Origin of the sequence: Caldalkalibacillus mannanilyticus JCM 10596 (assembly GCF_000615945.1) — a bacterium.
GTDB classification, from domain to species: Bacteria; Bacillota; Bacilli; order Caldalkalibacillales; family JCM-10596; genus Bacillus_AT; species Bacillus_AT mannanilyticus.
In genome coordinates, this window is the sequence record NZ_BAMO01000017.1 from 18483 (window position 1) to 41790 (window position 23308).

The window sequence follows — 23308 nt, forward strand, 5'->3', positions numbered from 1 at the left end:
TATCGAATATTTCCGAATCCGAAAATGTTGTCGAATAAAGTCGGTATTTAACGAATGATTTTTAAAGGAATATTATTTAGGATATCGAAAGTATTATGGAAGGATGAGGGAAGGGAGGGTGAAATCAGGACTCATCTTAAAAGTTGGTAGTATAGTAGGTTTTAAGTGAATTGAAAGAAAAAAAGGGAGGAAAAAAAGTTGTCGAAATATCAATCTAGGTTTATCAGTATGATTCTAGTGATCGCTCTTATCTTATCTTCACTTGCTAGCGCAGTTGGGGCTGTGCCACAAGCAGATCAAGATAGGAGAGCAGATGCTATAGAGAGAGCAGAGCAAGCTAGAAATGAGTTATTACATACCCTTTCCTATGAAGAACAAGTAAAGGAAAATGCAGAGAGGTTCAATCTTGATTCAACAGAATTAGACAAAACCTATGCACCAGATGAAAAAGTACGAGTTATTATTAAACTAAATGAGCATTCTGTGGTTGAAGAGCTTAATCACAAAGGAATCAGTTTAGAAAGCATGTCCGCGAATGAAGTAAGCGCGAAGCAAGAAAAGATTGAGAAAAATCAAGAGGCATTGATGAATCAACTAAAAACACAACGCGTTGATTTTGAAGCCAAGCATCAATTTCAGCATGTCATTAACGCTGTAAGTGGTGAAGTTACCTTCGGAGAAATCGAAAGAATCAAAAAATTAGCAGGAGTCGAAGAAGTCTGGATTTCTCAAGAGTACTATCCAGATACAACAGCAAAGCCAGATATGTACTTTAGCGCCCCTCTTATTGGTTCAGAAGAAGTGTGGAATAGTGAATTTAAAGGAAAGGGTATGATTGTTTCCGTTATTGATTCGGGAGTTAATTATCATCACCCTGCCTTTGGTGGAACTGGAAAAGAAACCATGAAATTAGGGGGAGATATTAATTATTCTCCAGTAACGGGAAATGGTCAAGGCTACGGGGGAACCAGAGTCATTGGCGGCTGGAACCATGCGGATGGAAATAACGATATTATTGATCGGACTTCAAGTCAGCACGGAGTCCATGTAGCAGGAACGGTTGGTGGAGATGATCCTTCCTCGGTTACCGATGGAAAGACATTTCGTGGTGTTGCTCCAGAAGTAAGCATCTTAGCAGAAAAAGTATTCTCTAATGATCCAGCTCGTGGATCAACACTGACGGATGAAATTATTGCTGCGATTGAGCATTCAGTAGAGAATGGAGCTCATGTTATTAATATGAGTCTGGGTTCTCCTGCAGGAGCGTTTACGCCAGATCATCCACAAATTATAGCCATTGAAAATGCGACGAAACAAGGAGTTGTCTTCTCTGTTTCAGCAGGTAATAGTGGATTTTCAACTCCAACTAAGCCATTTGCCTCCAACCAGGATTATGCAATGGTAGGTTCGCCAAGTATCTCTTCTTCAACCATTAGTGTAGCCGCTTCTGTGAATGCTGCAGCTATCTTTGAAGGAATTGTATTAAGCGAAGCCATTAGTAGTCCAAAAGAAGGAATTACAAACCTAAAAGAAATGCCAATCATGGTGGCTAGTGGATTGCCTCATACAGGGACTTTAGCTGGTCAAACCCTAGAATTTGTCTATGTAGCCTAGGAGGTCCAGATGATTTTAAAGGAAAAGACGTAGCTGGAAAAGTAGCCTTAATCCAGCGTGGAGAATATCCATTTGCTGAAAAGGTTCAAAATGCGGCTGATCATGGTGCAGCTGCTGCGATCGTCTTTAACTCACCAGGAAATGCTGGATATGTAAGCATGGGTGGATTTAACGGGACAGAGAATATTCCGGCAGCGTTCATTCTTGGTACGCACGGAAGAGCTATTCTTGAGCATATTGCGGACTCAAGTCTTAGTGCAACATTTAGTGATCAGCCAGTGATTAGCCCGTTGGCAGCTGATACAATGACTGACTTCACTTCATGGGGACCAGAGCCAGGTCTTAACTTCAAGCCGACTCTAACAGCTCCTGGAGGAAATATCTATTCTACTGTATTTGCCAATGAATACGGCGGAAAAAGCGGAACGTCAATGGCAGCTCCACATGTAGCAGGGGCAGCGGCATTGGTCATTGAATCCTTTAAAAAGGATAACCGTCACGCTGACTATACTCCAAATGATGTAAAAGTGGCTTTATCTAATACCTCTAAAGTACTGATTAACCCTGACTCAGAAACGCCTTATTCTGTGCGTCATCAAGGAGCGGGTAGAATTCAAGTAGACAAAGCGGTACAAACCAATGTTTTTGTTACTGACGACAAGAACGAATTTGGTGTTGCTTTGAAAGAAATCAAAGGCAAGAAAGCAACATTTAAGCTAAATGCAAAAAATATTAGCTCTGAAGATGTTACCTACACCTTAAGCGGTGATGTGTATCATGATGCTACTTATGAGAAGGATGGAGTGATGTATAATAACCTAACTCTTGAAGAGCTTGTCGGAGCTTCGGTTACTTTCAATAAGAATAGTATTACAATTCCTGCTAAAAGCAGTGCTTCTGTTAATGTAACGGTGAATTTACCAGATAAATTAACGCAGCATCAATTTGTAGAAGGATGGGTTTATTTTAAAGCCGATGAAGCTTCTGCGGCTCCAGATCTTGTTGTTCCATACTTTGGATTCTACGGTGATTGGAATACATCTCCAGTAGTAGACCCTCATTGGTCAGAATCTTCATCCTATTATGGAATTAGTGGCTTACACTATGCTGTTCGATCAGGAGAAACAGTATCTAATATTCGTCTTGGATACACCAGAGATAAGAAATATGTAGAGGATGGCGTTGGCTTCAATCCAAAGGATAAAAGTCAAAACCATGCTCAACCAATCCTTTCATTATTAAGGAATGCAGAAAAGCTAGACATGAATATTTTAGATGCCAAAGGAAAGCAATTGCGCTCCTTAAGTAAAGCCAATCATTTGCGCAAGCATTCCAGTACCCCATTCTCTGCTGCCTACACCTCTTGGGATGGAACAGTGAATGGAAAGGCTGTTGAAGATGGGCAATATTATATTCAAGTTGTTGCTCAAGCTTATGGTGTAGGGAAGAAAACACAAGAATTTAAATACCCTGTGAAAATAGACACAGTGGCTCCTGAAGTGCAGGCAACTATCACTCAGAATAATGGCGCTCCTGAGCTGAAAGTCAAAGGAACAGATGCGGGTACTGGTATATGGGGTTACTATGCCGTTGTTTATGATGCGAATGCCAAACATATTGGTGAAAGCTGGGTTAATTTTGAAAAAGCAAATCAAGAATATGTGGGAAGCACCTCTTTACCAGAGAATGCTCACTATGTAGAGGTCGTAGCATGGGATCATGCTGGAAATATGGCGCTTGCCAATGCTGGTGAAACACTTCCATTCATGTTAAATTCTCATACTGTTAACCCGTTAGAGGGAACGGTTACCTTTGCTTGGTCTTCAACAGATGAAACGACTCATGTTCGTTTTACAACAGGTGATCAAGAAGCTGTAACAGTTGAAAACAATACCTCTGGTAAATACACACTGCCACTAACCTATGGAGATCACATGGTCAAACTAGAAGCTCTTGACCAAGGTGGTTCTGTCATGACTAGCTTCGATGTGGAAGTGAAGGGAATTAATTTACTAAGTCTATTACATGACAAAACCCTGAATCTCTTCTCTAATGAGGCAACAACGTTTGTTGAATTGAAATACGGAGTGACTTCTGAACGAGTGAAGAAAGTCATGCTTTCCCCGATGAATGAAGAAGTGGAGATTGCTGCTCCTGGTCAATATACGTATACCTATGAGGTTCCTAAAGGAACGCAGGCAGTAACTCTTCAAGCATTTGATGGAGAGGATCGTCTAGTAGGAAAACAAGAAGTAACGATTAATCACAAGAAGCAATTTGATGTAAGATTTGATCAAGAAGTGTATTATGCTGAAGATGTAGACCAGCTTCCTATCGTTCTCTCTGCGGGAGAAGAAGTAGAAAGAGTGAGCTTCAAAGTGAAGAATGCTGAAGGCGAGCAGGTAGGCGAGGAATTCACGACTGAACTAAACAAAGCTTCTTATACAGTCGATCTAGATCTAACAGCATTTACGGAAGGAAAATATACACTAGTAGTAGAGGCTTACCAAGGTGATCAGGTATTAGATACCGTTACGGCTCCTCTACATGTGTTCTTAACAGGGGTACTAGGATATGCTGATAGTCCTAAATATGTTCGAACAAATCAGGATATGGTAACCATTGCTTGGAATTATGATCAGCCAGATAGGATCGAAACAGAGATGGATAGCCTAAGCCTTGTAATCAATGGAGAAGCTGTTGAACTAGAGCTTGGAGCAACAAGTACAGAACTTGATTTATCTGAGTATGCGGATGGAGATGTCCTCAATCTATCTGTCGTTGCTTACTCTGGCGCTGATCAAGTAGGAGTGCTTTACTTCACAATGGAAAGAGATCTTTCTGCTCCATTATGGACATTCAACAAACCAGAAGCGTTTTACCAAAATAAAACGAAGGAAGTTGAAATCGAAGCTTGGACATTTGACCTAGATTTAGACCCAACTTCAGTCACGTTGAAGGTGCCGGGTGGAGAAGAAGTATCGGTTCAACCTGTACGTATGGGAGCTGCGTACTATATTTCTAAGACGTTGCCTGTTGTAGATCAAGGATTTAATAACCTTGAGCTGAAATTCTCTGATACTGCAGGAAATGAAGCTACCACCACCGTAAGATTGTCATTGACTATACAGCTCCAACGGTGAAGCTAAGCTCGCCAACGGTATCCCTACAAGAAGTGAAGAATGAGAAGGGCGAAGTTCTCCGTTATGAAGGGTCAGTAAGTACCACAAATGCGAAGCAAGCCATCTCAGGAACCGTAGAAGATACGTATACAGGAGCCAATCTATGGATCAATGGAAATCAAGTGATTGCTTCCAATCCAAATATGCTAAATGCAAATGAAAGCATTATTGATAAGCAAACGTTCCGTAGTGAAGTTGAATTGAACAACGGCTTGAATGAGTTTAAGATTCTAGCCAAGGATGGAGCAGGGAATGAAATAGAAGTTCTACTTAAGGTAACAAGACAAACAGGCGGAGGCGGAGGCGGAGGTGTTGTTTCACCACCATCATCTGGCGGCGGATCAGGACCTATCGTGACTCCAGAGCAACCACCACAAGGAACTCCAGACAAGGAGAAAGTGGCTGAACAAGCAACACAACCGCTTAACCAAGAAGGAGTAACAGAAGTGAAGTTAGGGAATGGAGTGGTTGTTCAAATTCCAGCTCAAGCCCTTACATTAGAAAAAGCTTCAGCTCAAGTCACTATGGCAACAGCTGAGGAAACACAAAAAGTTGTCGAGCAATTGAAATTAGATCAAGATGTCAAAGCATTTGGTGCCTACTACGATTTCCATATTCTTAATGAAAATGGGGAGATCGTCAAGAATCCGAGCTTTGCTCAGCCAGTAAGCATCGTGATTCCGATCACGGGTCTAGCTACTGGTGATCTAAACAAAGAGAAACTAAGTTTATTTAAAGTAAATGACAATGGTTCTGTGACCTTTGTTGGAGGTCGAGTTGTCGGTCAAAACCTAGTAGTAGAGCTTTCTAGCTTTAGCCGCTACATGGTTATGGCAAAAGATAAAACATTTACAGATGTTAATAGTGGCAACTATCCATGGGCAGCTAATGAGATAGAGGTTCTAGCTTCAAAGAATATTATTACAGGAAAAACAGAAGCTGCGTTTGCTCCTCGAGATCAAGTAACAAGAGCAGAATTTACAGCTCTTCTTGTTCGTACTCTTGGTCTGACAGCTTCGGAAGGTACGGCGGTTTCCTTTGATGATGTGAAAGCAGGAAGCTGGTACTACGATGCCGTCCAAGCGGCGGTTTCTAATGGATTAGTTACTGGTAAAACAGCATCCAGCTTTGCTCCTGGAGATCAAATCACAAGAGCTGAAATGGCTGTGATTATCGGTAGAGCATTGAAGAATCTTGGAGTTGATCAGGCATCCACTGACGCTTTAGCTAAATTTGCTGACCGTTCTTCTTTCCCAACTTGGGCAGCAAAAGATATTGCGGTTGTTGTGGATTCAGGGATCATGACGGGTAGAAGTGCCGATCGTTTCGCTTCTCAAGAACAAACAACTCGCGCTGAAGCTGCTGTTGTGATATATCGAATCTTTAATGAGAGCTATAAAAAGTAAGTAGAAGGAATATACTATGTCAAATAGCTCATGATAAAAAAACATTTTTTCCCCTTTAAGAGGCAGAGGCGATCAGCTTCTCCTCCTTAAAGGGGTTTTTATACATAAAACATCTCGAAAAAGTGAACGTTATATGACGTTTTCTCCTCAAGAAATAAAACGGATTAAAATTTTTACATTGATGTCCACTCTAATTCCTAGTATATTGTATAAGGAAGGCTTCGACGTTTTTAAACATTTTGTGACCTAGTATTTGAGGAGAATGACAAATAATGAAACGAAAACAACTCATCCTTCGTGGATTAGTAACATTTATGATAGTAAGTCTGATGGGCGCAGGTGTGCTTTATTATGTATACTTGCAGATGATTAATAGCGTAACCAATGATGATTCCAATCAGCCTCAAGTGGAAGACAAAATCTCCGTAGTCGAAGAAAGAATGGACCCATTTATCCTGCTTTTATATGGGATTGATGAACGTCCAGAATTACACGATGCAGGTCGTCCAGATACGTTAATGCTGGCTCTTGTTGACCCTGAACAGGTCAAAGTTAGCTTAATCTCGATTCCTAGAGATAGCTATGTACAAATTCCAGGTCGAAAGAATAAAGAGAAGATCAATCATGCCTATCCCTTAGGGGGACATGAACTTACTATTCAAACCATTGAGGAATGGTTAGGAGTTAGTATATATGGTCATGTGGCGATTGACTTCAATGGATTTAAGGAATTAGTCGATTTGGTTGGGGGTGTAGATGTCTACGTGGATCGCTCCATTATTTATGATGCGTATTCAGATGGGACTCACATCCGCTTAAGCAAAGGACAACAGGTCTTAGACGGAAAGAACGCGCTAGACTTTGTACGTGCCCGATTAGACAATCGAGGACCAAGATATTACACCAGTGATTATCAGCGAATGGAACGCCAGCAAATGGTGTTGAAGGAGCTAGGAAACAAGCTCTTATCCTTCCAGTCTTTAATGAAGATATTTGAGATTCAAAAAATAATGGGTGACAATATTTCCACCTCATTAACTGCTAAAGAATTGGACAAACTTATTCGAACGTTTGTAAGCTTTAACATGTCGAACCTAGAAACAACTTCAATTCAAGGAAACGCATTGCGTCTTGGTGGTGTATGGTACGAAGATGTCCCTGAAGAGGAGATTGAGCGTATCCAAACACTGATTGGAAGCTTCTTAGACCGCCATGCAACACTTGCTGACGAACGAGAAAAACAACCAGAATCAGATTCAGATGAAAAAAGCAATAATAATGGATAATGAAGATTATGGATAAAAAGTGCCCTCTGATATACAATGAGAGGGTACTTTATTTTCATCGGGAGAGGGTATGAATGAATTTATTACAGAATCGAATGATTCAAGTATTAGCAGCTGTTGTACTAGTTATAGGGATTGGAAGTGCAGGTTACTTCCTAACAGACATAGGAAATCAGTCAGAATATAAGGATCTCCCACCAGATCATTGGGCCTATGAATATATCCATTGGGGTCTGGAAGAAGGGATTATTACAGGATATGCCGATGGAACCGTGCATCCTGATAAAAAAGTGACGGAAGCAGAGCTATTGGCGATGCTGTTTCGTACATACGGAGATCTCCCAGATCAGGAATTTGATCCTTCTTTGGAAGTTGAAGGAGATAGCGAAGGGAAAAGCGAAGTTGAAAGCGAAGAAGAAATACAAATTGAAAATGGAAGTGAAGGGCTAGAAGAAGAGATCGCACCCGGAGATTGGGCTGTTAAATATTATGATCAAGCCAGGCTCTACAATTGGGAAGTGTGGGGACGCGGCTCCCGAAATCAGCTTATTAGTCGTGTCGATTTAGCGGTCATTGTGTCCAGTGCCTTAGGTTATAACCTTTCTCACGATGGAGCCATACAGAATCTGCTTGACCTAGGTATTGTTGAAGGGAAGCATTCCAGCACCTTAGATGGCTATGGTTTGGGACAAGTTACTAGAGCGGAGGCACTAAAAGTGATGAAAACCCTCGTTGAATATGGGGTGACAGAACTACAAAAGAGACCTTTGACTGCATCGCCTGAACCGGTGATACAATCTGAATTTAAGGATAAAATGACGCCTTTAATGGAGTATGGAAAAGAACAAGGATATGATATTTACTTTTCAGCTTGGTCAAGAGAAGTGGGCTTTAGTACAGAAGGAGAAGGAATCCTCTTTCTAACCTATCGCAGCGCAACCTCTTCAGATAACCAGTTGGTCCATTACGCTGCTGATCAAGAGCGTCATCACCCATTGGCGGAAGGGCTGCTGAGTGAATTAGGAGTTCCGGTTGACAATCAAATTGCTGATCTGATCGAGCAAGTAAGAACCCAGCGTAAAGCAGTCAGTACAGAGCTGGAAAATTGGGAGCTGTATATCACTCCAGGGAATCTTGATTCGTATGTACAAATTTACTTTAGAAAAATGTCTACGCAATAATAAGTAAGTAAAAATAACCAAGGAAAAAATATGAGGTGTCTACATGAGAGTGTTAGTGACAGGAGGAGCCGGTTTTATTGGCTCACATATTGTAGATAGGTTGGTAGAGCTGAAGCATGAAGTAGCTGTTGTTGATAACTTGGGTCCAACAAGTATCAAATATATCCACCCAGGCACGACCTTTTATCAGGTGGATATTCGCTCAAAAGACCTAGAAACTATTTTTGAAAAAGAACAGCCAGAAATTGTGTTGCATTTAGCAGCACAATCTGTTGTTCCGCCTTCCATTCTTGATCCCATGTATGATCAATCGGTCAATATTGGGGGAACCATTAATATTTTAGAACAAATGAAAAAGGTAGGATCAAGAAAAATCATTTATTCTTCGTCTGCGGCTGTTTACGGCGAGCCTATCTCTTTACCTATTGATGAGGGTCATCCGATCAAGCCGATCTCACCGTATGGAATGTCTAAATGGATGGCAGAGCATTATATTGCGTTATATCATCGAATGTATGGCATTGACTACACGGTTTTCCGTTATGCCAACATCTATGGTCCAAGACAAACGGCTGATGGAGAAGGTGGGGTTGTTTCCATCTTTGTCGATAAATTAAAGAAGAAGGAAACCCCTGTTATCTTTGGCGATGGTCAGCATACTCGTGATTTTGTTTACGTTCAGGATGTCGCCGAAGCGAATCTTGTTGCCATGGACAAAGGGGAACAGATAACGGTCAATATCAGCTCTGGTGAAGTCGTTTCTGTGCTTGACCTTTTGGAGGCTCTCAATCAAGTAACAGGTCTGGCAGTACAGCTCAGTATGCAGCTGAACGCAAGGGAGATATCGTTCATAGCACCCTTGATCCTACAGCGGCTTATAAGGCATTAGGGTGGAAGGCAAGTACCTCCCTGCTGGATGGACTGCGTCAAACGATTTAAAAATCTACGACTTAGAAACAATAGGTAGTAGATAGAGGATAGGTAATCGATAGAAATTGATGAAGTAGATAGTAAACGATCAATAGTAGGAATCAAAAAAGAGTTGCAGCTGGTTTTGCAACTCTTTTTTGCGTATTAACGTCTATATTGGAGAACCGTGTCAGGGATCGCCGGTTCTTCGTGTTCAGGATAGCTTTCATTAGCACTATAATACGTATCGACATTGTATTCATAAATTTCGCCAGTGTCTAGATTTTCAATTAAATATGTTGCAAAAATTCTGCGCGGAAGGTTGGTATCTGGGTAGACAACGACTTTGAGCGTCCCCTCTTTAAAGCGGATGGGGAAGGTATGCCCTTCTGTTTCTAAAATATCTGGGAAGGTTCGTGTTAAATAATTAGGATCTATCGAATAGAAAAAAACGACAAAATGCATACGATTTGTAAATTTATAATATTTGGCATAACGATTCATGACCTCTGCATTGAAAGGAAGCAATTCAATCAAGTTATACGAGTATCTTTCTTGATAGCTCCATTCTCCCGTCGCTCTGTTTTGCTCGAAAGACATACCATTTTTAAAATAAGCTTCTTTAATCGGAAGCAAAAGCATATTTCCACTTGTTTCGAAGGAAAGAGAAGTTTTCTTTTCCGACTCTTCTGTACTTTCCATTTGATTCTCATAGCGAGTCAGATTTTTGTAATGAAGGTATTTACTCCAGGCATCATAAGTGCCGCTTCGTTTAATTTGCCACTGTTCTTTGGCTGTAGCTTTTCCTGAAAGCTCTTGTTCAAGTAAGGCTTGCTCATTCTCATAGAGATTAATGCCAAATCCAGATTTAAAGGAAATGACATGAGCTTTATTCATTTCGTCTGTGACTTCTCTAAATAATTGTTCGGCTGGATGCTCTGTTTTTAGTGCCATTCCGACGTATAAGGCTAGAATAACAGCTATAATTGAAATGAAAGTCCACTTTTTGTTCATACATATTAGTTCCTTTCTAACAAGAAAATGACATTAAATGACAGATGGTGATAAAAAATAGCTTGTAATAGGTACGACTCCTATAATACAATGAACAGTGGATTAATTCTAGTTTATTTTCTAAAATAAGTTAATTTCACAATTTCGCTTGATTATGATAGCAACCTGCAAAATAAACTTGTCCTCTAGGTAAAGCTTAATGGAATTTAATTCTAAAGCTAAAAAGGAGATAGACTATGACTTGGTTATATATTTTTTTGGTACCACTTGTAATATCACTTTGTGCGACACCGTTCGTTAAGAAACTTGCGATCTATATTGGAGCTGTTGATAAACCTGATGCGAGAAAGGTACATACTCGTATTATGCCGCGCTTAGGCGGTCTGGCTATTTTTCTAGCTACTACGATTGGATTATTTATCTTTACCAATACAGGCTTCTACCCTATGTACTGGATGCTTCTGGGAAGCGTAGTGATTGTCATTATTGGTGTGTTAGATGACATGAAGCCGATGTCTGCGAAAGCAAAGCTATTAGGTCAAATCTTAGCCGCTATGATTGTTGTCTATGGTGGCATCCGAATAGATTTTATTAACATTCCATTTATGGACGAAGCCATTTACTTTGGGAAATGGAGCTGGGTTATCTCGATTCTCTGGATTGTAGGGATTACGAATGCCTTGAATCTTATTGACGGCTTGGATGGGTTGCTTCTGGGGTATCCTCAATTGCCTTATCTAGTATTTTTATCATGTCGTTAATGATGGGGAATGTGACTGTAGCTACAATTTCACTCTTGTTACTTGGCGCAACTCTTGGCTTCTTGTTTTATAACTTTTATCCAGCGAAGATTTTTATGGGGGACTCAGGTTCTCTCTACCTAGGATTTTTCCTGGCTAGCTTATCTATTTTAGGCTTTAAAAACATTACCGTTGTATCATATGTTATTCCTATTCTGATATTAGGTGTGCCTATTTTCGATACCTTATTTGCTATCGTACGTCGTTATCGTTCGGGGCTTTCTATTACAGCACCGGATAAGAAACACTTACACCATTGTATTATTAGCTTAGGCTTCTCTCATCGAGCGACGGTCTTAATCATCTATGGGATTACGATGTTGTTCAGTCTTGCAGCTATCTTCTTATCCCAAGCGACGATCTGGATTGGAGCTATTGTCTTATTCGTCCTCATGGTTCTTGTCATGCTGGGAGTAGAATGGACTGGAATCGTTGGAGAAACCAAAAAACCGATGACCAAAATGCTCTTAGGTCTTACACATTGGATTATTGATCTAGGTAATAATAAACCACATATCAAAGGATAGTTGCGGATTTCAAGGGGGCTTCACAAATGGAACAACCAATTATGCTGACAATATCTGCTGCAGAATGGGACGGTATACAACACCGTCCCCATCATTTTATGAGAAGAAGTGCACGTTCAGGCTGGAGAGTGATTTATGTTGAACCGCCTGCAACCTTGATAGCACCCTTAAAAAATAAAAAAATGCTGGAACGTTGGAAATGCTGGCGCAAAGGATTGAGAAAAACGGAGGAAGGTATTTACTTATTAGCTCCTCCTCCAACCTTGCCATTCGGTAATAAATACCGTTGGGTCAATAAATTCAATCAGTGGCTTATTTCTCGTTCGATTAAAAAAGCTCTTTCTCGCTTTAAGGCAAGTGAGATTGATCTTTTTACGTTTCTGCCCAATATAGTGGACATGCTTCCTGCTCTTTCAGTTAGAAAGGTCATTTACGACTGTGTAGATGACCATGCTGCTTTCACTGGATTGATCAATGCGGATGTGGTCCATCAGATGGAAAAGGAGCTTATGGCAAGAGCTGATGTTTCGTTTTCAACAGCAAGGCAGTTGATGGAGGATCGTCAAGGCTGGAGCTCAAATTTTCATTTGGTACCGAATGGTGCGGAATATGAGCATTTTGAAGCAGCCAGTCAAGAGGGGACTTTTCCACTTCCGCAGGAGCTACAGGAAATCTCAAGACCTATAGTAGGTTTTTATGGAGGGATTAGCGATTGGATCAATATTCCCTTGATAACTGAAGTAGCTAGAGAAATGACCCATTTATCCTTTGTCTTTATCGGTCCTGTGGCAACGCAGGTTGAAGAATTGAAAAAACTGCCGAATGTACATATGCTTGGAACAAAAGCGTATCAGGATTTACCTCAGTATATTCAGTATTTCGATACAACCTTAATTCCCTTTCGAATCAATAAGTTAACCGAGAGTGTCAATCCAGTTAAATTGTACGAATACCTTTCGGCTGGTAAGCCTGTCGTATCGACTCCTTTGCCTGAGGTGCTGAGCTATCGCGAGGTGGTGGAGATAGGCTCGACGAAAGAAGAGCTACTATCAGCGATCGAAAAAACGATACAGCCTGAGTCCCACACAACAGAGCAAATTACTAAACGCCAAGAAGTAGGACGGACAAACTCATGGGACGCTCGCTGGGAGCAAATCGTTGCTTTGATTCAGGAAGGTCAACCAAAGGAGAAAAGAGAGTATGTCACGAAGCGATAAGATCGTAGGTGTTGCCTTTTTACTATTGTCAGTGACTATCGTCAGCCGATTAATAGGATTTGTTCGACAACAGGTCATTGCTTACTACTATGGTACAAGTTTGGAAGCTTCTGCTTTTTCGGCTGCATTTACTATCCCTACTCTGATTCTAACGATAACAGGAGGGGCCTTATCTGCGGCACTTATCCCGATGATCATTCGGTTAAGGAATCAAGGGGAGGAATTACGGAATCAACAGATGATCGGAACGGTTTTAAGCGTGACCTCTATTGTTACAATCATCCTTTCTGTTGTACTTTATCTCTTTTTGGAGCCGCTGGTCAATATATACGTTCACGGCTATGACGCTGATGGAAGAGCGTTAGTCCTGAAGATGCTACAGATTATTGTTCCGTTTCTCATTGTCATTGGCTTAATTAGCTTAATTACTTCGATTTTAAACGCCTACCGTTACTATTTTATTCCAAGCTTAGGACCGATCTTTTACAGTACTGGCGTCATTGTAGCGGCTTTGTTCTTTGCTCAGTCTTATGGAATTGTAAGCTTAATGGTGGGAATGGCAGCAGGGTTTCTCGCTCATCTTGTCTTTGCCCTTTCTTTTATCTTAAAGAAGAAGATTTCTCTTCGACCTCAATTCGTTTTTAATGAGGATATGAAGCAGGTAGGGATTCTTCTTTTCCCTATTTTTATCAGCATAACGGTATTTCAATTGAATACGTTAGTTGATAGGTCATTGGGCTCTTCAGTTGGGGATGAAGCGATAGCAGCGTTAAACTACGCGAATACGATCATTCAGCTTCCATTGAGCTTGTTTGTAGGCTCAATGGTTCTGCCGTTGTTCCCTATGATTGCCGATAAGCTTTCCAAAAATGATTTCTCAGGAACGAATCATTTATTAGCTAATTCTTATCGTCTATTGGGAATTTTACTTCTGCCGGTGATGGGGGGCTTTCTTGTATTAGCCGAGCCGATTATTGCTATCTTGTTTCAGCGTGGTGAATTTGATGCCGCATCGACTCGGCAGACTAGCCTAGCTCTCATGTTTTATGCTTTTATGCTCTTCCCTTTTGCCATGAGAGATGTTATGACTCGTGCTTTTTATTCACTAAAGGATACGTGGACACCTGTTATTAATAGTGTTATTATGGTGGCGATTAATATTGGTCTTATGTTGCTTCTTGTTCCTAAGCTTGGCATGATCGGAATAGCTGGCTCCACTTCGATTGCTTCGATTGTCGCTTATATCCGCTTACGCCATCTTCTTAGAAAAAGAATCGGGGCGTTCCAGTCTGAGAAAAATAGCAAGGCTTGGTGGCGCATCCTCTTCAATACATTGGTCTTTACCTTAACAGCATTAGCGCTCTACTACGGTTTAGCTTATTTTTGGTCTAATCCTACAGGAGTTCACCTCTATGCTCGAACAATCATTAGCTTTGCTATTGCAGGAGCTATCTATCTCTATTTAACCTTCCAGCTTGAAACTGATGAAGTAAGCTGGTTAAAGGAACGCATTCAAAAGCTGTTAAAAAAGCGTGCCTAGTCTGTAGTTATTATTTGGAGGTTATTATGAATTTATTACATCGTCTATTATGGGTTCTTGTCCTGTTTCCTTGGTTAGATGTGTTCTTTCGTTCCTACCTGCCTGGATTTGTCAGTAGCTTGTGGGACGAAATGTTTATTGTGGTGATCCTCTTTTTTGTTTGGTTATACAAGCGTCATGAGTCGAGAGCTCTTGTGATTCCCACAGGGATTCGTTGGCCCTTTTATGCTTTCTTGTTTTTCTGCGTTGGCTCTATTGTTATTCATGTTGTTCCACTTGCAGTCAGTATCGATGCCATGCGTGTGGTTTTCCAATCGATGTTCTTTATCCTCTTGACCATGTATACCCTTGAGGAGGAAAGAAGAGTGGATCAATTTATGAACCTTTTAATTGTCAGTACTGTGCTTATTTCCTTCTACGGTATGTATGAGTATGCTTTTAAAGTAGAATCTACTCGTTGGGAACATACCAAGGATAAGGATAATTTCCGTATTATTTCAATTATGAGTAATCCGAACGCCTTAGCAGGCTATCTGAACATGATGCTTGCCTTTACGACAGCTCTTGTCCTTTTTCTGAAAGATAAAAAACTAAAGCTGATTTACCTCGTAGCCTCTCTTCCTATTATGGTGGCATTGATGCTCACCTTCTCCCGGGGGGCTTGGATTGCTTTTGTAGCGATGGGGATATTCTATATTTGGGTTTGGAATAAGAAATGGCTTTTAGCCCTTCCAGTCCTTGGAGCAATTGCTCCTTTTGTCATGCCAGCAGCTGTTACTTCGCGCTTTATGAAGCTATTTGATAAAAATTACTATAAGATGAGCAGTGAGTATGGGAGAATCTCGTTTTGGCAGGAAGCCATAGATAAAATATACGAAAACCCTATTTCGGGGTAGGGATGGGGACGTTTGGAGATTCAGTGCCGCAGCGTCATCATATTCCTTTTTCAACATGGGTAGATAATCATTATTTGAAGATGGGAGCTGAAATTGGACTGTTGGGTCTAATTGCTTTTATCGTCCTTCTCTTTATGGTATTCTTCTATGCCTATCGTCTGTCCAAGAAGGTTGAGCGTGATCGTGATCAGGCTTATTTGATCGGAATTTGCGGTGTAGTCATTGTTATGTTCATTCAAAATGTGACGGCAAGTATTTGGGAAGCCTTAACGGTAGCAGTATTCTTCTATGCCTTTATTGGGTTATTATTTGCCCAGCTATGGAAACAACAGAGGAAAGGGTCTAAGCAGACATGAAGATTTTACAAGTGATAGGTGGAGGAGAAAAGGGTGGATCAAGAAACTATCTGCTTACATTAACAGAGGAATTGAGGGCAAGGGGATTTGACGTCGAGATTGCTTGCTTTCTAGAGGATGTTGTAGCAGATTCAGCCAGAAAGAAGTCCATTCCGGTCACCGTCTTTCCGATGAAAAGCCTTTTTGATATCAAGGTGATTGCCCAGCTTAAGAAATACATTCTAGAACGCGGCTTTGATGTCGTGCATACTCATGGAGTTCGTGCTAATTTTGTCGGCAGGCTAGCTGCAAGAAAGATTAATATTCCGGTCGTCACTACTGTCCACAGCTCGATCTATCATGATTATTCTCATCCATTAAAGAAGCTTTTTTATCATCGAATTGAGAAGCTGACTCGTCCTTTCACCGATCACTTTATTGCAGTAGCTGGTTCGCTAAAGCAGGAGCTGGAGCAGGATGGCATTCCGCCTGAGCGAATTGATGTCGTCTATAACGGGCTTTCACCGTCTTTTGCTTTTGAAGCGCCAACCTCCTCCTTACGAGCAGAACTAGGGATCGATGAGAAGCTTCCTATCTTAATGACCATAGGTCGCTTGGAGGCAGTGAAAAATCAGGCGTTGCTTTTGCAAATTTGGGCAACGCTATATAAACAACTTGATTTTTGTGGTGTTATTGTAGGAGATGGTCCATTGCGCCAAGAGCTTGAAGAACAAGCACGCACGCTTGGAATTGCGGATCGTGTCCATTTCCTTGGATTTAGAAACGATATTTATTCCTTGCTTACGCAGGCAGATGTCTTTATTCTCACCTCTAATATGGAAGGATTACCGATTACTCTCTTAGAATCGATGGCAGGTCGAACACCTGTCGTGGTTTCCAAGGTAGGGGGGATGCCAGAAGTGATAGACATGGCGAAAAACGGATATACCGTACCTGCAGGGGATGTAGAGCAATTTGCTGCTCGTATTCAGGAAATCATACGTCAGCCAGAATTGAAAGAGCGTTTAGGAGAACAGGGGTATGAAACACTAATGAAGCATTTTACCGGAGAAACATTTATTCAGAATACAATTCAAATTTATAATAAAGTGACTCAATTCTCTGAGGATTCCTCAAGTGGGAAGGGGGGCAAATCATGAGTAAGCGAGTCTTAGTCGCAGGATATTATGGGGCTCGTAATACGGGAGACGAGGCAATTCTTACAGGTATTATCCATTCCTTGCATCGGGAAGGAATAACAGATATTACTGTCCTTAGTCGAACCCCAGAAGAAACACGCGAGATGCACAATGTAAAGAGTATCTATATTGGACGTAAATGGGATGGCATCTCAGCAATTTATAAGGAAATGAAAAAAAGTGACTTATTTATTCTGGGAGGAGGAGGACTTCTACAGGATTATACAAGGCGTGTTGTTCCTTACTGGCTGAGTAGGGTCGTAGTCGCACTGGTGGCAGGAACTCCAGTGATGTATTATGCCCAGGGAATGGGACCGCTGAGAACCTCCTTTGCTCGCCGTCTTGTTCGTCTTGTATCCAATCGTGTGAAGCACATTACCTTAAGGGATACCCCATCCTTCGAGTTGTTAGAAGAGATTGGCGTGACACGTCCTCCTATGACCATTACGGCGGACCCAGCCTTAGCGATTAAAATCGAAAGCGATGGGAAAATGCTATTAGCTAAGGAAGGGATTCAGCTAGGTGGAAAGTGCAAAATTGCTATCTCTCTCCGACCATGGAAAGAGGATGAGCGTTATCTGCCTCAATTAATTACAGCCTTACAACAAGTGAAAGATACATTAGATGCAGAGCTGATCCTTATTCCTTTCCAATATGGCGAAGACGAAGAAATCAGCAGACAGGTCAAAGAACAAATTCAAGGTGAAAATGTCCATGTCATTGAAGGAAGATATACCCCCGAGCAATTGGCAGCTATGCTGAAAGAAATGGATGGTGTGATTGCCATGCGTCTACATGCCATTATTCTCGGAGCTCTTTCTTGTCTTCCTTCCTTCGGTATTGTCTACGATCCTAAAGTTCTGCGCTTCATGGAGAGAGCAGATATTGATGCCTATAGCTGGCCACTCGAACAAATACCCACTCATTCTGAAGCTTTTGTTCAGAGAATGGTGCATTGGACAAGTCAACTAGAATCCATCCGTGAAAAGATGAAACAGCCAGTAGATGCCATGAAGCAGGAAGCACTGAAAAATGCTCAAATTGCCAAACAATTGATGGAATAAGTAGGGGTTCATATATGGAGATAAAAAAGGTAAGAATATTAGATAAGCCGATCCATATTATTAATATGGAACAAACCATTCAGTATCTAAGGGAAAAAACAGAACAGGGAGAGAAGCAATTTATTATTGCTCAGAACCCAGAAAAGATAATGAAAAGCCTAGAGGATGAGGAATTATCCACTATTATTGAAGAAAAAGCTACACTCTTGATCGCAGATGGGATTGGACTGGTGATTGCCGCTAAATTATTAGGCTTACCTTCGATTCCTCGTGTGACAGGAGTAGGATTATTTGAAGAGATGGTCAAGGTAGCGCATCAGGATCAGAAAAGCCTTTTTCTCTATGGGGCATCCCCTGAAGTAAATGAGAAGGCGGAAGAGGTCTTAAAGCAGCGCTATCCAGACATCCGGATTGCAGGACGTCTGCATGGCTATGAGAAGGATACAGCGAAGGTTTTAAGTGCTATTCAAGAAGCAGCTCCAGATTATCTCTTTGTTGCTCTAGGGAGTCCTGGTCAGGAGAAGTGGATCGCTAAATACCTCGATGAGCTTCCTGTACGGTTGGTTATGGGAGTAGGAGGGACATTAGATGTCCTTACTGGAAATGTCAAACGTGCCCCTGTCTGGATGCAAAAGCTGGGGATCGAATGGCTCCATCGTTTATTGAAACAACCAACAAGAGCAGGAAGAATGATGAACCTGCCTAAATTTATGCTAAAAGTGCTCAAGAATCGTTAATCTTCTTGAGCACTTTCCTTATATGGACGTTCACAATAGAGCTCCTTGCCCAATTGGATCTGGACCTGAGCATTGGTGAGGTTGGTAAGTTCATTGACGACCTGCTCTTCGTTCCCTGTGGGAATCAAGAGAGTCATGATCACATTCTCCATAAATTGAGTATCTGCCACATCATATTCTTTGTTCGTCACTTCATTTAACACTTTGCCATGCCACGTATAATCCATCGTAATGATGATTTCACGATGCAGAACCCTCTCTATAATCCCTGCGGCATAGATACCTTCCTTCGCTGCTCGACCATAGGCACGAATCAATCCACCAGCGCCTAATTTAATTCCACCAAAGTACCTTGTGACAACGACCACGGTGTTTTTGAGCTGAAGCTTCTTCAGTATCTCAAGCATGGGTTTACCTGCTGTACCGCTTGGTTCTCCATCATCATTCGCCTTTTGAATCTCATCCTGCTCGCCAATAAGATAAGCAGAACAGTTATGAGTAGCATCCCAGTGCTTCTTTTTGATATAATGGATAAAGTCTTGTGCTTTTTCCTCTGATTGTACTCGGTCTACATAAGAAATGAAGCGGGAACGTTCAATAATGATCTCATGTTCCGCTGAACCAGCAATGGTTTTATAGATTTCAGACATAACGACCACTCCTTGTGCATACTATGTTCTGATTATCTCAAATAAATCCCGAATGTGCATGTTTTAACTAAGCGGGAAAACCATTGTGTAAATACATAAGAAATCAAGAGGAAAGTATATGGCAAGCTGGAAAATTGTTAGTAATGACAAAAAAGCGACAGATGACGTATACTCATAGTTGTCAGCAGATAAATGGCGGATACAAATAAAATGAAAAAAGTTTCAACTTTTTTTGAGAAATCCGCAACTTTTATTTCTGGCCAACGTTAAATATATGTGACCATCGGAAAGCGTGACAAAAAAATACAAATTTTTTATTTCGTCTATAAAAAAACTTTTCGAATTCTATTAACTTATAGTAGAATATATGGTACACTGTATTTGGTATTTTTCCCCTTTACGTTTTACAAGATTGGTTGTATACTAGTAAAGGTAATTATTGCAAGTATCACTTTTTTATCTCTCATTGTTTACAAGTTTCTACAAAGATAATTCATTTTATCTCTGTAGATCTAAAATTATATAAGTTAAGATTTGCTCAACTCAAGGAAGGGGGTGCATGCCGATGAGAGAACAGAGCTATAGCAATAAGTTACAAAACACAAACACACAAAAAAGAGATTTCCGAGGAGGAGAAACAAAGGTTATGAAGAAAAGATTAAATATCTTATTAGTATTCGCACTAGTATTCTCTATGTTCTTACCTGCAATCGCTGCTGCTAATGAAGCAGAAGCTCAAGCAGAATTAACATTAGAGCAAAAGTTTGAGGCGCTTAAAGAAGCGGGAATTATGGAAGGTTTAGCAACTGGAGAAGCTGGTTTCGATAAAGAAATGACTCGTGGCCAATTAGCAAAAGTATTAGCTAACCTATATGACTTAGAATTACAACCTGGTGCTACTGTACCTGGATTCAACGAGCCAACAGCTTCTGAATTCTATGTACAAGGGTACATCCAAGCTGTAGTGAAAGCTGGTCTAATGATCGGTGGACCTAAAGCTGATGGAACTGTTGGATTCCGTCCAAACGACAACTTCACAGTTCAAGAATTAGCAATGGTATTAACTCGTGCACTTAAGCTACCAGTTAAAGCTAACGCTACTGTAGAAGGTAAAACTTCTGCTTGGGCTACTGCTGCTGTTGCTGCTGTAGTTGAAGCTGGATTATTCGAAGCTTCTGCAGACTACACTGTAGCTGCTAAGCGTTCATTATTAGTTGAAGCTGCATTTGAAATCGAAAAAAGCATCGTACCTCCAGTACCTGCTGTTTTAGATGTAAAAGAAGTGAAAGCTTCTGGAGCTAAGAAAGTTTCTGTTGAGTTCAACAAAGCTGTTGACACTGAAAAAGCAAAATACGAAGTGAAACGTGGCGCTGCTACTTTAACAGTTGCTAAAACAACTTACTCTGATGACAAAAAAGTTGCTACTCTTGAGTTAGCTTCTAACGTTGTTGATGCTGAGTACACTGTAACAATTTCAGGACTAAGCGACGAAGCTTTCGTTAAGACTTTCAAAGGTCAAGACGAGAAAGTTGCAAAAATCGAGTTTAGCTCTGATAAAGCTCCTGTAACTGTAAGTACAGAATCTGCTACTTTAAACAAAATTACTGAAGCGTTTGTAACGTATACTGTAACAAACCAATACAATGAAGATGTAACAAGCAGACCAATTGCTGGAAACCTAAGATGGACTGCTTCTATCGGTACTATTAGTGATGATGGTAAAGGTAAAGCAACAATCGGTTCATTATTAAACACAAATGTAACACTTACTCAAAAAATTAATGTAACTGTATTAGATTCTAGCTCTGCAACATTTGCACAACAAACAGTTGAATTAGCTCCAGCATCAGCTGTTGATAAAGTGACAATTATTGAGCTTTACAATGCTAAAAAAGAAACATTAACTACTACTTCAAGAATGTCTGATTTCGTTTTATTACTTGAAGCTGAAGACCAATATGGTAATAAAATCAGAAAAGCTGCAGACTTCAATAAGAGTGTACACGTAACTACTTCAAACCCATCAGTTGCAAATATTCCTGCTAAGGATTTCGCTACTGAAAATCATGGTCCTGATAACGACAAATTAGGTATTCAATTATTACCTATCAATAATGGGGCTATGGATGGAACAGCTCAAATCCGTATTGTATCTACTAACACTGGTAAAATCGCTACTTTCGATGTAAAAGTAGAAAAAGCTAGTGAAGTAAAATCAATCAAATTGTTCCAACCAGAAAAAGTTGTAGCTGAGAACGAAAAAGCTAGAATTCCATTCGAAGCTTTCGATCAAAATGGTAAGCAATTAAAGAAATTCTCTGAATTAAACGGAAACATTAGCATCACTACAAACAATGCAACTGCTGTTACATTAGAAAACGATACTCTTAAAGATGAAGCTTATATTCAATTCCCTGCTTCTACTGAAGGAATTTACTCTGTAAATGTTGTTGGTTTGAAAACAGGTGCTACTTCAAGTGTTACTATTAAAGTAGAAAAGAAGGCAGTTCCTACTACTATCCTTTCTATCACTGATCTTAAAGATCATTTTGTAGAAGGAGCAACTTATGAGCTTAAAGCAGACAAAGTTGTAGTAGAAGACCAACATGGAAGAAAAATGGATGCAGAGAAAGTCTTTGCTGCTGGTTATGACATCGAAGTAAGTGTTACAGATAGTAATGTAATTGAATTAAGCGGTGATACTACATTCGAGAATAAAGACCACAAAGTAACTGTAACTGCTAAATCAGGCATTGGTGTAAGACAATTAAAGGTAGCATTAGTGAAACGTGCTGTAGATGCTGATCCTCGTAAAGAGATCAATGCTAAAAATTTCAGAATGCAAACTGTAGAAGAGAAAGAAGTTACAACTTACAAAGTTGCTGATATCAAGAAAATGTACAACAGCATTGACGAAAAGTACAATGTAAACTTTGAAGTGTATGGAGAGCTTACAAACGGAACTAAAGTTGTTATCCCTACGTCAATGTACTTTGTACAAAGTACAAATACTAAAGTAGCAGCAAATGGATCTAAAACTAAATTAGCAGTAGCTAACGAATTTGATTCTGCAGATTTCAACAAAGATACTAAGGAATTAAAAGTTACAGTAACTGCTATTGTTGAAACTCACGGTGGTACTAAAGACGTTGTTTCTGAAGTTGTTGTTTCTAATGAAACTCCTAAAGTAGCTGCGATCAAAACTAATGCTAAAACTGCTAACTTTGAAGTAGATGGTGATGTTATTCGTATCAAGCAAACTCACCTTGGTAGCGATATTAGCAAGTTATATGATGTGTTGAAGTTCGAAGACCAATATGGTGTTGATGTTACTGCTGGAGTTCCAGGTGCAAATCCTGCTATTAACATTGGTTTAGCTGATGCTGGTGTGGTTATCTCTAGCTACAGAAGAAATGGCGTAAACTTTGATAATGTTAATGGTAATGGTTCTAAATCTGCTGGCGTATCATTTAAAGGAAACACTGAAGTTAAAGATACATTCACTATGACTGTAACTGCTAGCGGAGTGACAAAAAGATTTAACGTTGTTGTTGAATAGTCACTTATAATTAATAAAAAAACTCCCTCATTTGAGGGGGTTTTTTTATTATAAAAATTAATGGTATAGCCTATTATGATATTTTATTAAATCGTTGTAAATTGATTAGTCTCTGGCTGAAGAGAGTAAGATAATGTTGTTACATAAGGCAAACTGACGTAGATGGAAAACAAAAAAAGACATAAGACAAGG

The 23308-nt window shown here is 40.3% G+C and carries 16 protein-coding genes and 1 pseudogene; 15 read left to right on the top strand and 2 right to left on the bottom strand.

The window, feature by feature from the left end; genetic code table 11:
• Positions 1–198 precede the first annotated feature (198 nt).
• From JCM10596_RS10870 to JCM10596_RS25020, 6 genes are all read left to right on the top strand, one after another.
• The gene (locus tag JCM10596_RS10870; RefSeq protein ID WP_025027158.1) at positions 199–1614 is read left to right on the top strand and encodes a S8 family serine peptidase; all 1416 of its coding nucleotides are present in this window, start codon (positions 199–201) and stop codon (positions 1612–1614) included.
• Entirely contained in the window at positions 1596–4757 is a 3162-nt protein-coding gene (locus tag JCM10596_RS10875) for an Fn3-like domain-containing protein (RefSeq protein WP_304502751.1), read from the top strand. Before JCM10596_RS10870 ends, JCM10596_RS10875 begins: the two co-directional genes overlap by 19 nt.
• On the top strand, positions 4754–6202 hold the full coding sequence (locus JCM10596_RS10880; protein WP_025027160.1) for an S-layer homology domain-containing protein: 1449 nt from the start codon (positions 4754–4756) through the stop codon (positions 6200–6202). The genes JCM10596_RS10875 and JCM10596_RS10880 overlap by 4 nt, the downstream gene beginning before the upstream one ends.
• A gap of 272 nt (positions 6203–6474) precedes the next feature.
• A complete protein-coding gene (locus tag JCM10596_RS25015) occupies positions 6475–7488 on the top strand; it encodes an LCP family protein (protein ID WP_025027161.1) in 1014 nt (337 codons plus the stop codon).
• A 74-nt stretch (positions 7489–7562) separates the two neighbouring features.
• Entirely contained in the window at positions 7563–8669 is a 1107-nt protein-coding gene (locus JCM10596_RS10890) for an S-layer homology domain-containing protein (protein WP_025027162.1), read from the top strand.
• A gap of 43 nt (positions 8670–8712) precedes the next feature.
• Positions 8713–9558: an NAD-dependent epimerase/dehydratase family protein gene (locus tag JCM10596_RS25020; RefSeq protein ID WP_199900136.1), complete on the top strand. Its 846-nt coding sequence runs from the start codon at positions 8713–8715 to the stop codon at positions 9556–9558.
• Positions 9559–9743: 185 nt separating this feature from the next.
• On the opposite strand, the gene JCM10596_RS10900 is transcribed toward JCM10596_RS25020, so the two are convergent.
• On the bottom strand, positions 9744–10592 hold the full coding sequence (locus JCM10596_RS10900; protein ID WP_025027163.1) for a hypothetical protein: 849 nt from the start codon (positions 10590–10592) through the stop codon (positions 9744–9746).
• A 236-nt stretch (positions 10593–10828) separates the two neighbouring features.
• Here JCM10596_RS10900 and JCM10596_RS25025 point away from each other — a divergent pair.
• The 8 genes and pseudogenes from JCM10596_RS25025 to JCM10596_RS10940 all read left to right on the top strand — a co-directional run bounded on the left by JCM10596_RS25025 (position 10829) and on the right by JCM10596_RS10940 (position 18907).
• Positions 10829–11919 (top strand): annotated as a pseudogene (locus JCM10596_RS25025) (glycosyltransferase family 4 protein).
• A 26-nt stretch (positions 11920–11945) separates the two neighbouring features.
• Positions 11946–13136: a glycosyltransferase gene (locus JCM10596_RS10910; protein ID WP_051541272.1), complete on the top strand. Its 1191-nt coding sequence runs from the start codon at positions 11946–11948 to the stop codon at positions 13134–13136.
• Positions 13120–14676, top strand: coding sequence for a murein biosynthesis integral membrane protein MurJ (gene murJ, locus JCM10596_RS10915; RefSeq protein ID WP_025027165.1), 1557 nt, complete (start codon positions 13120–13122; stop codon positions 14674–14676). The genes JCM10596_RS10910 and murJ overlap by 17 nt, the downstream gene beginning before the upstream one ends.
• 26 nt (positions 14677–14702) lie before the next feature.
• Positions 14703–15572: an O-antigen ligase family protein gene (locus JCM10596_RS10920; protein WP_025027166.1), complete on the top strand. Its 870-nt coding sequence runs from the start codon at positions 14703–14705 to the stop codon at positions 15570–15572.
• A gap of 2 nt (positions 15573–15574) precedes the next feature.
• Positions 15575–15928 carry an O-antigen ligase family protein gene (locus JCM10596_RS10925; protein WP_025027167.1) on the top strand — a complete coding sequence of 118 codons (354 nt, stop codon included), beginning with the start codon at positions 15575–15577 and terminating at the stop codon, positions 15926–15928.
• Positions 15925–17067 (top strand): glycosyltransferase family 4 protein, encoded by a 1143-nt coding sequence (locus JCM10596_RS10930; protein WP_025027168.1) that lies wholly within the window; start codon positions 15925–15927, stop codon positions 17065–17067. Before JCM10596_RS10925 ends, JCM10596_RS10930 begins: the two co-directional genes overlap by 4 nt.
• Complete coding sequence (csaB, locus tag JCM10596_RS10935; RefSeq protein ID WP_025027169.1) at positions 17064–18170, top strand: polysaccharide pyruvyl transferase CsaB; 1107 nt, start codon at positions 17064–17066, stop codon at positions 18168–18170. The genes JCM10596_RS10930 and csaB overlap by 4 nt, the downstream gene beginning before the upstream one ends.
• Positions 18171–18184: 14 nt before the next feature.
• Complete coding sequence (locus JCM10596_RS10940; RefSeq protein ID WP_051541273.1) at positions 18185–18907, top strand: WecB/TagA/CpsF family glycosyltransferase; 723 nt, start codon at positions 18185–18187, stop codon at positions 18905–18907.
• Here the strand turns inward: JCM10596_RS10940 and JCM10596_RS10945 are convergent.
• The gene (locus JCM10596_RS10945; RefSeq protein WP_025027171.1) at positions 18904–19557 is read right to left on the bottom strand and encodes a YigZ family protein; all 654 of its coding nucleotides are present in this window, start codon (positions 19555–19557) and stop codon (positions 18904–18906) included. The genes JCM10596_RS10940 and JCM10596_RS10945 overlap by 4 nt on opposite strands.
• 565 nt (positions 19558–20122) lie before the next feature.
• Between JCM10596_RS10945 and JCM10596_RS10950 the strand changes: the two genes are divergently transcribed.
• Positions 20123–23116, top strand: coding sequence for an S-layer homology domain-containing protein (locus JCM10596_RS10950; protein ID WP_025027172.1), 2994 nt, complete (start codon positions 20123–20125; stop codon positions 23114–23116).
• The last annotated feature ends 192 nt before the right edge of the window (positions 23117–23308 follow it).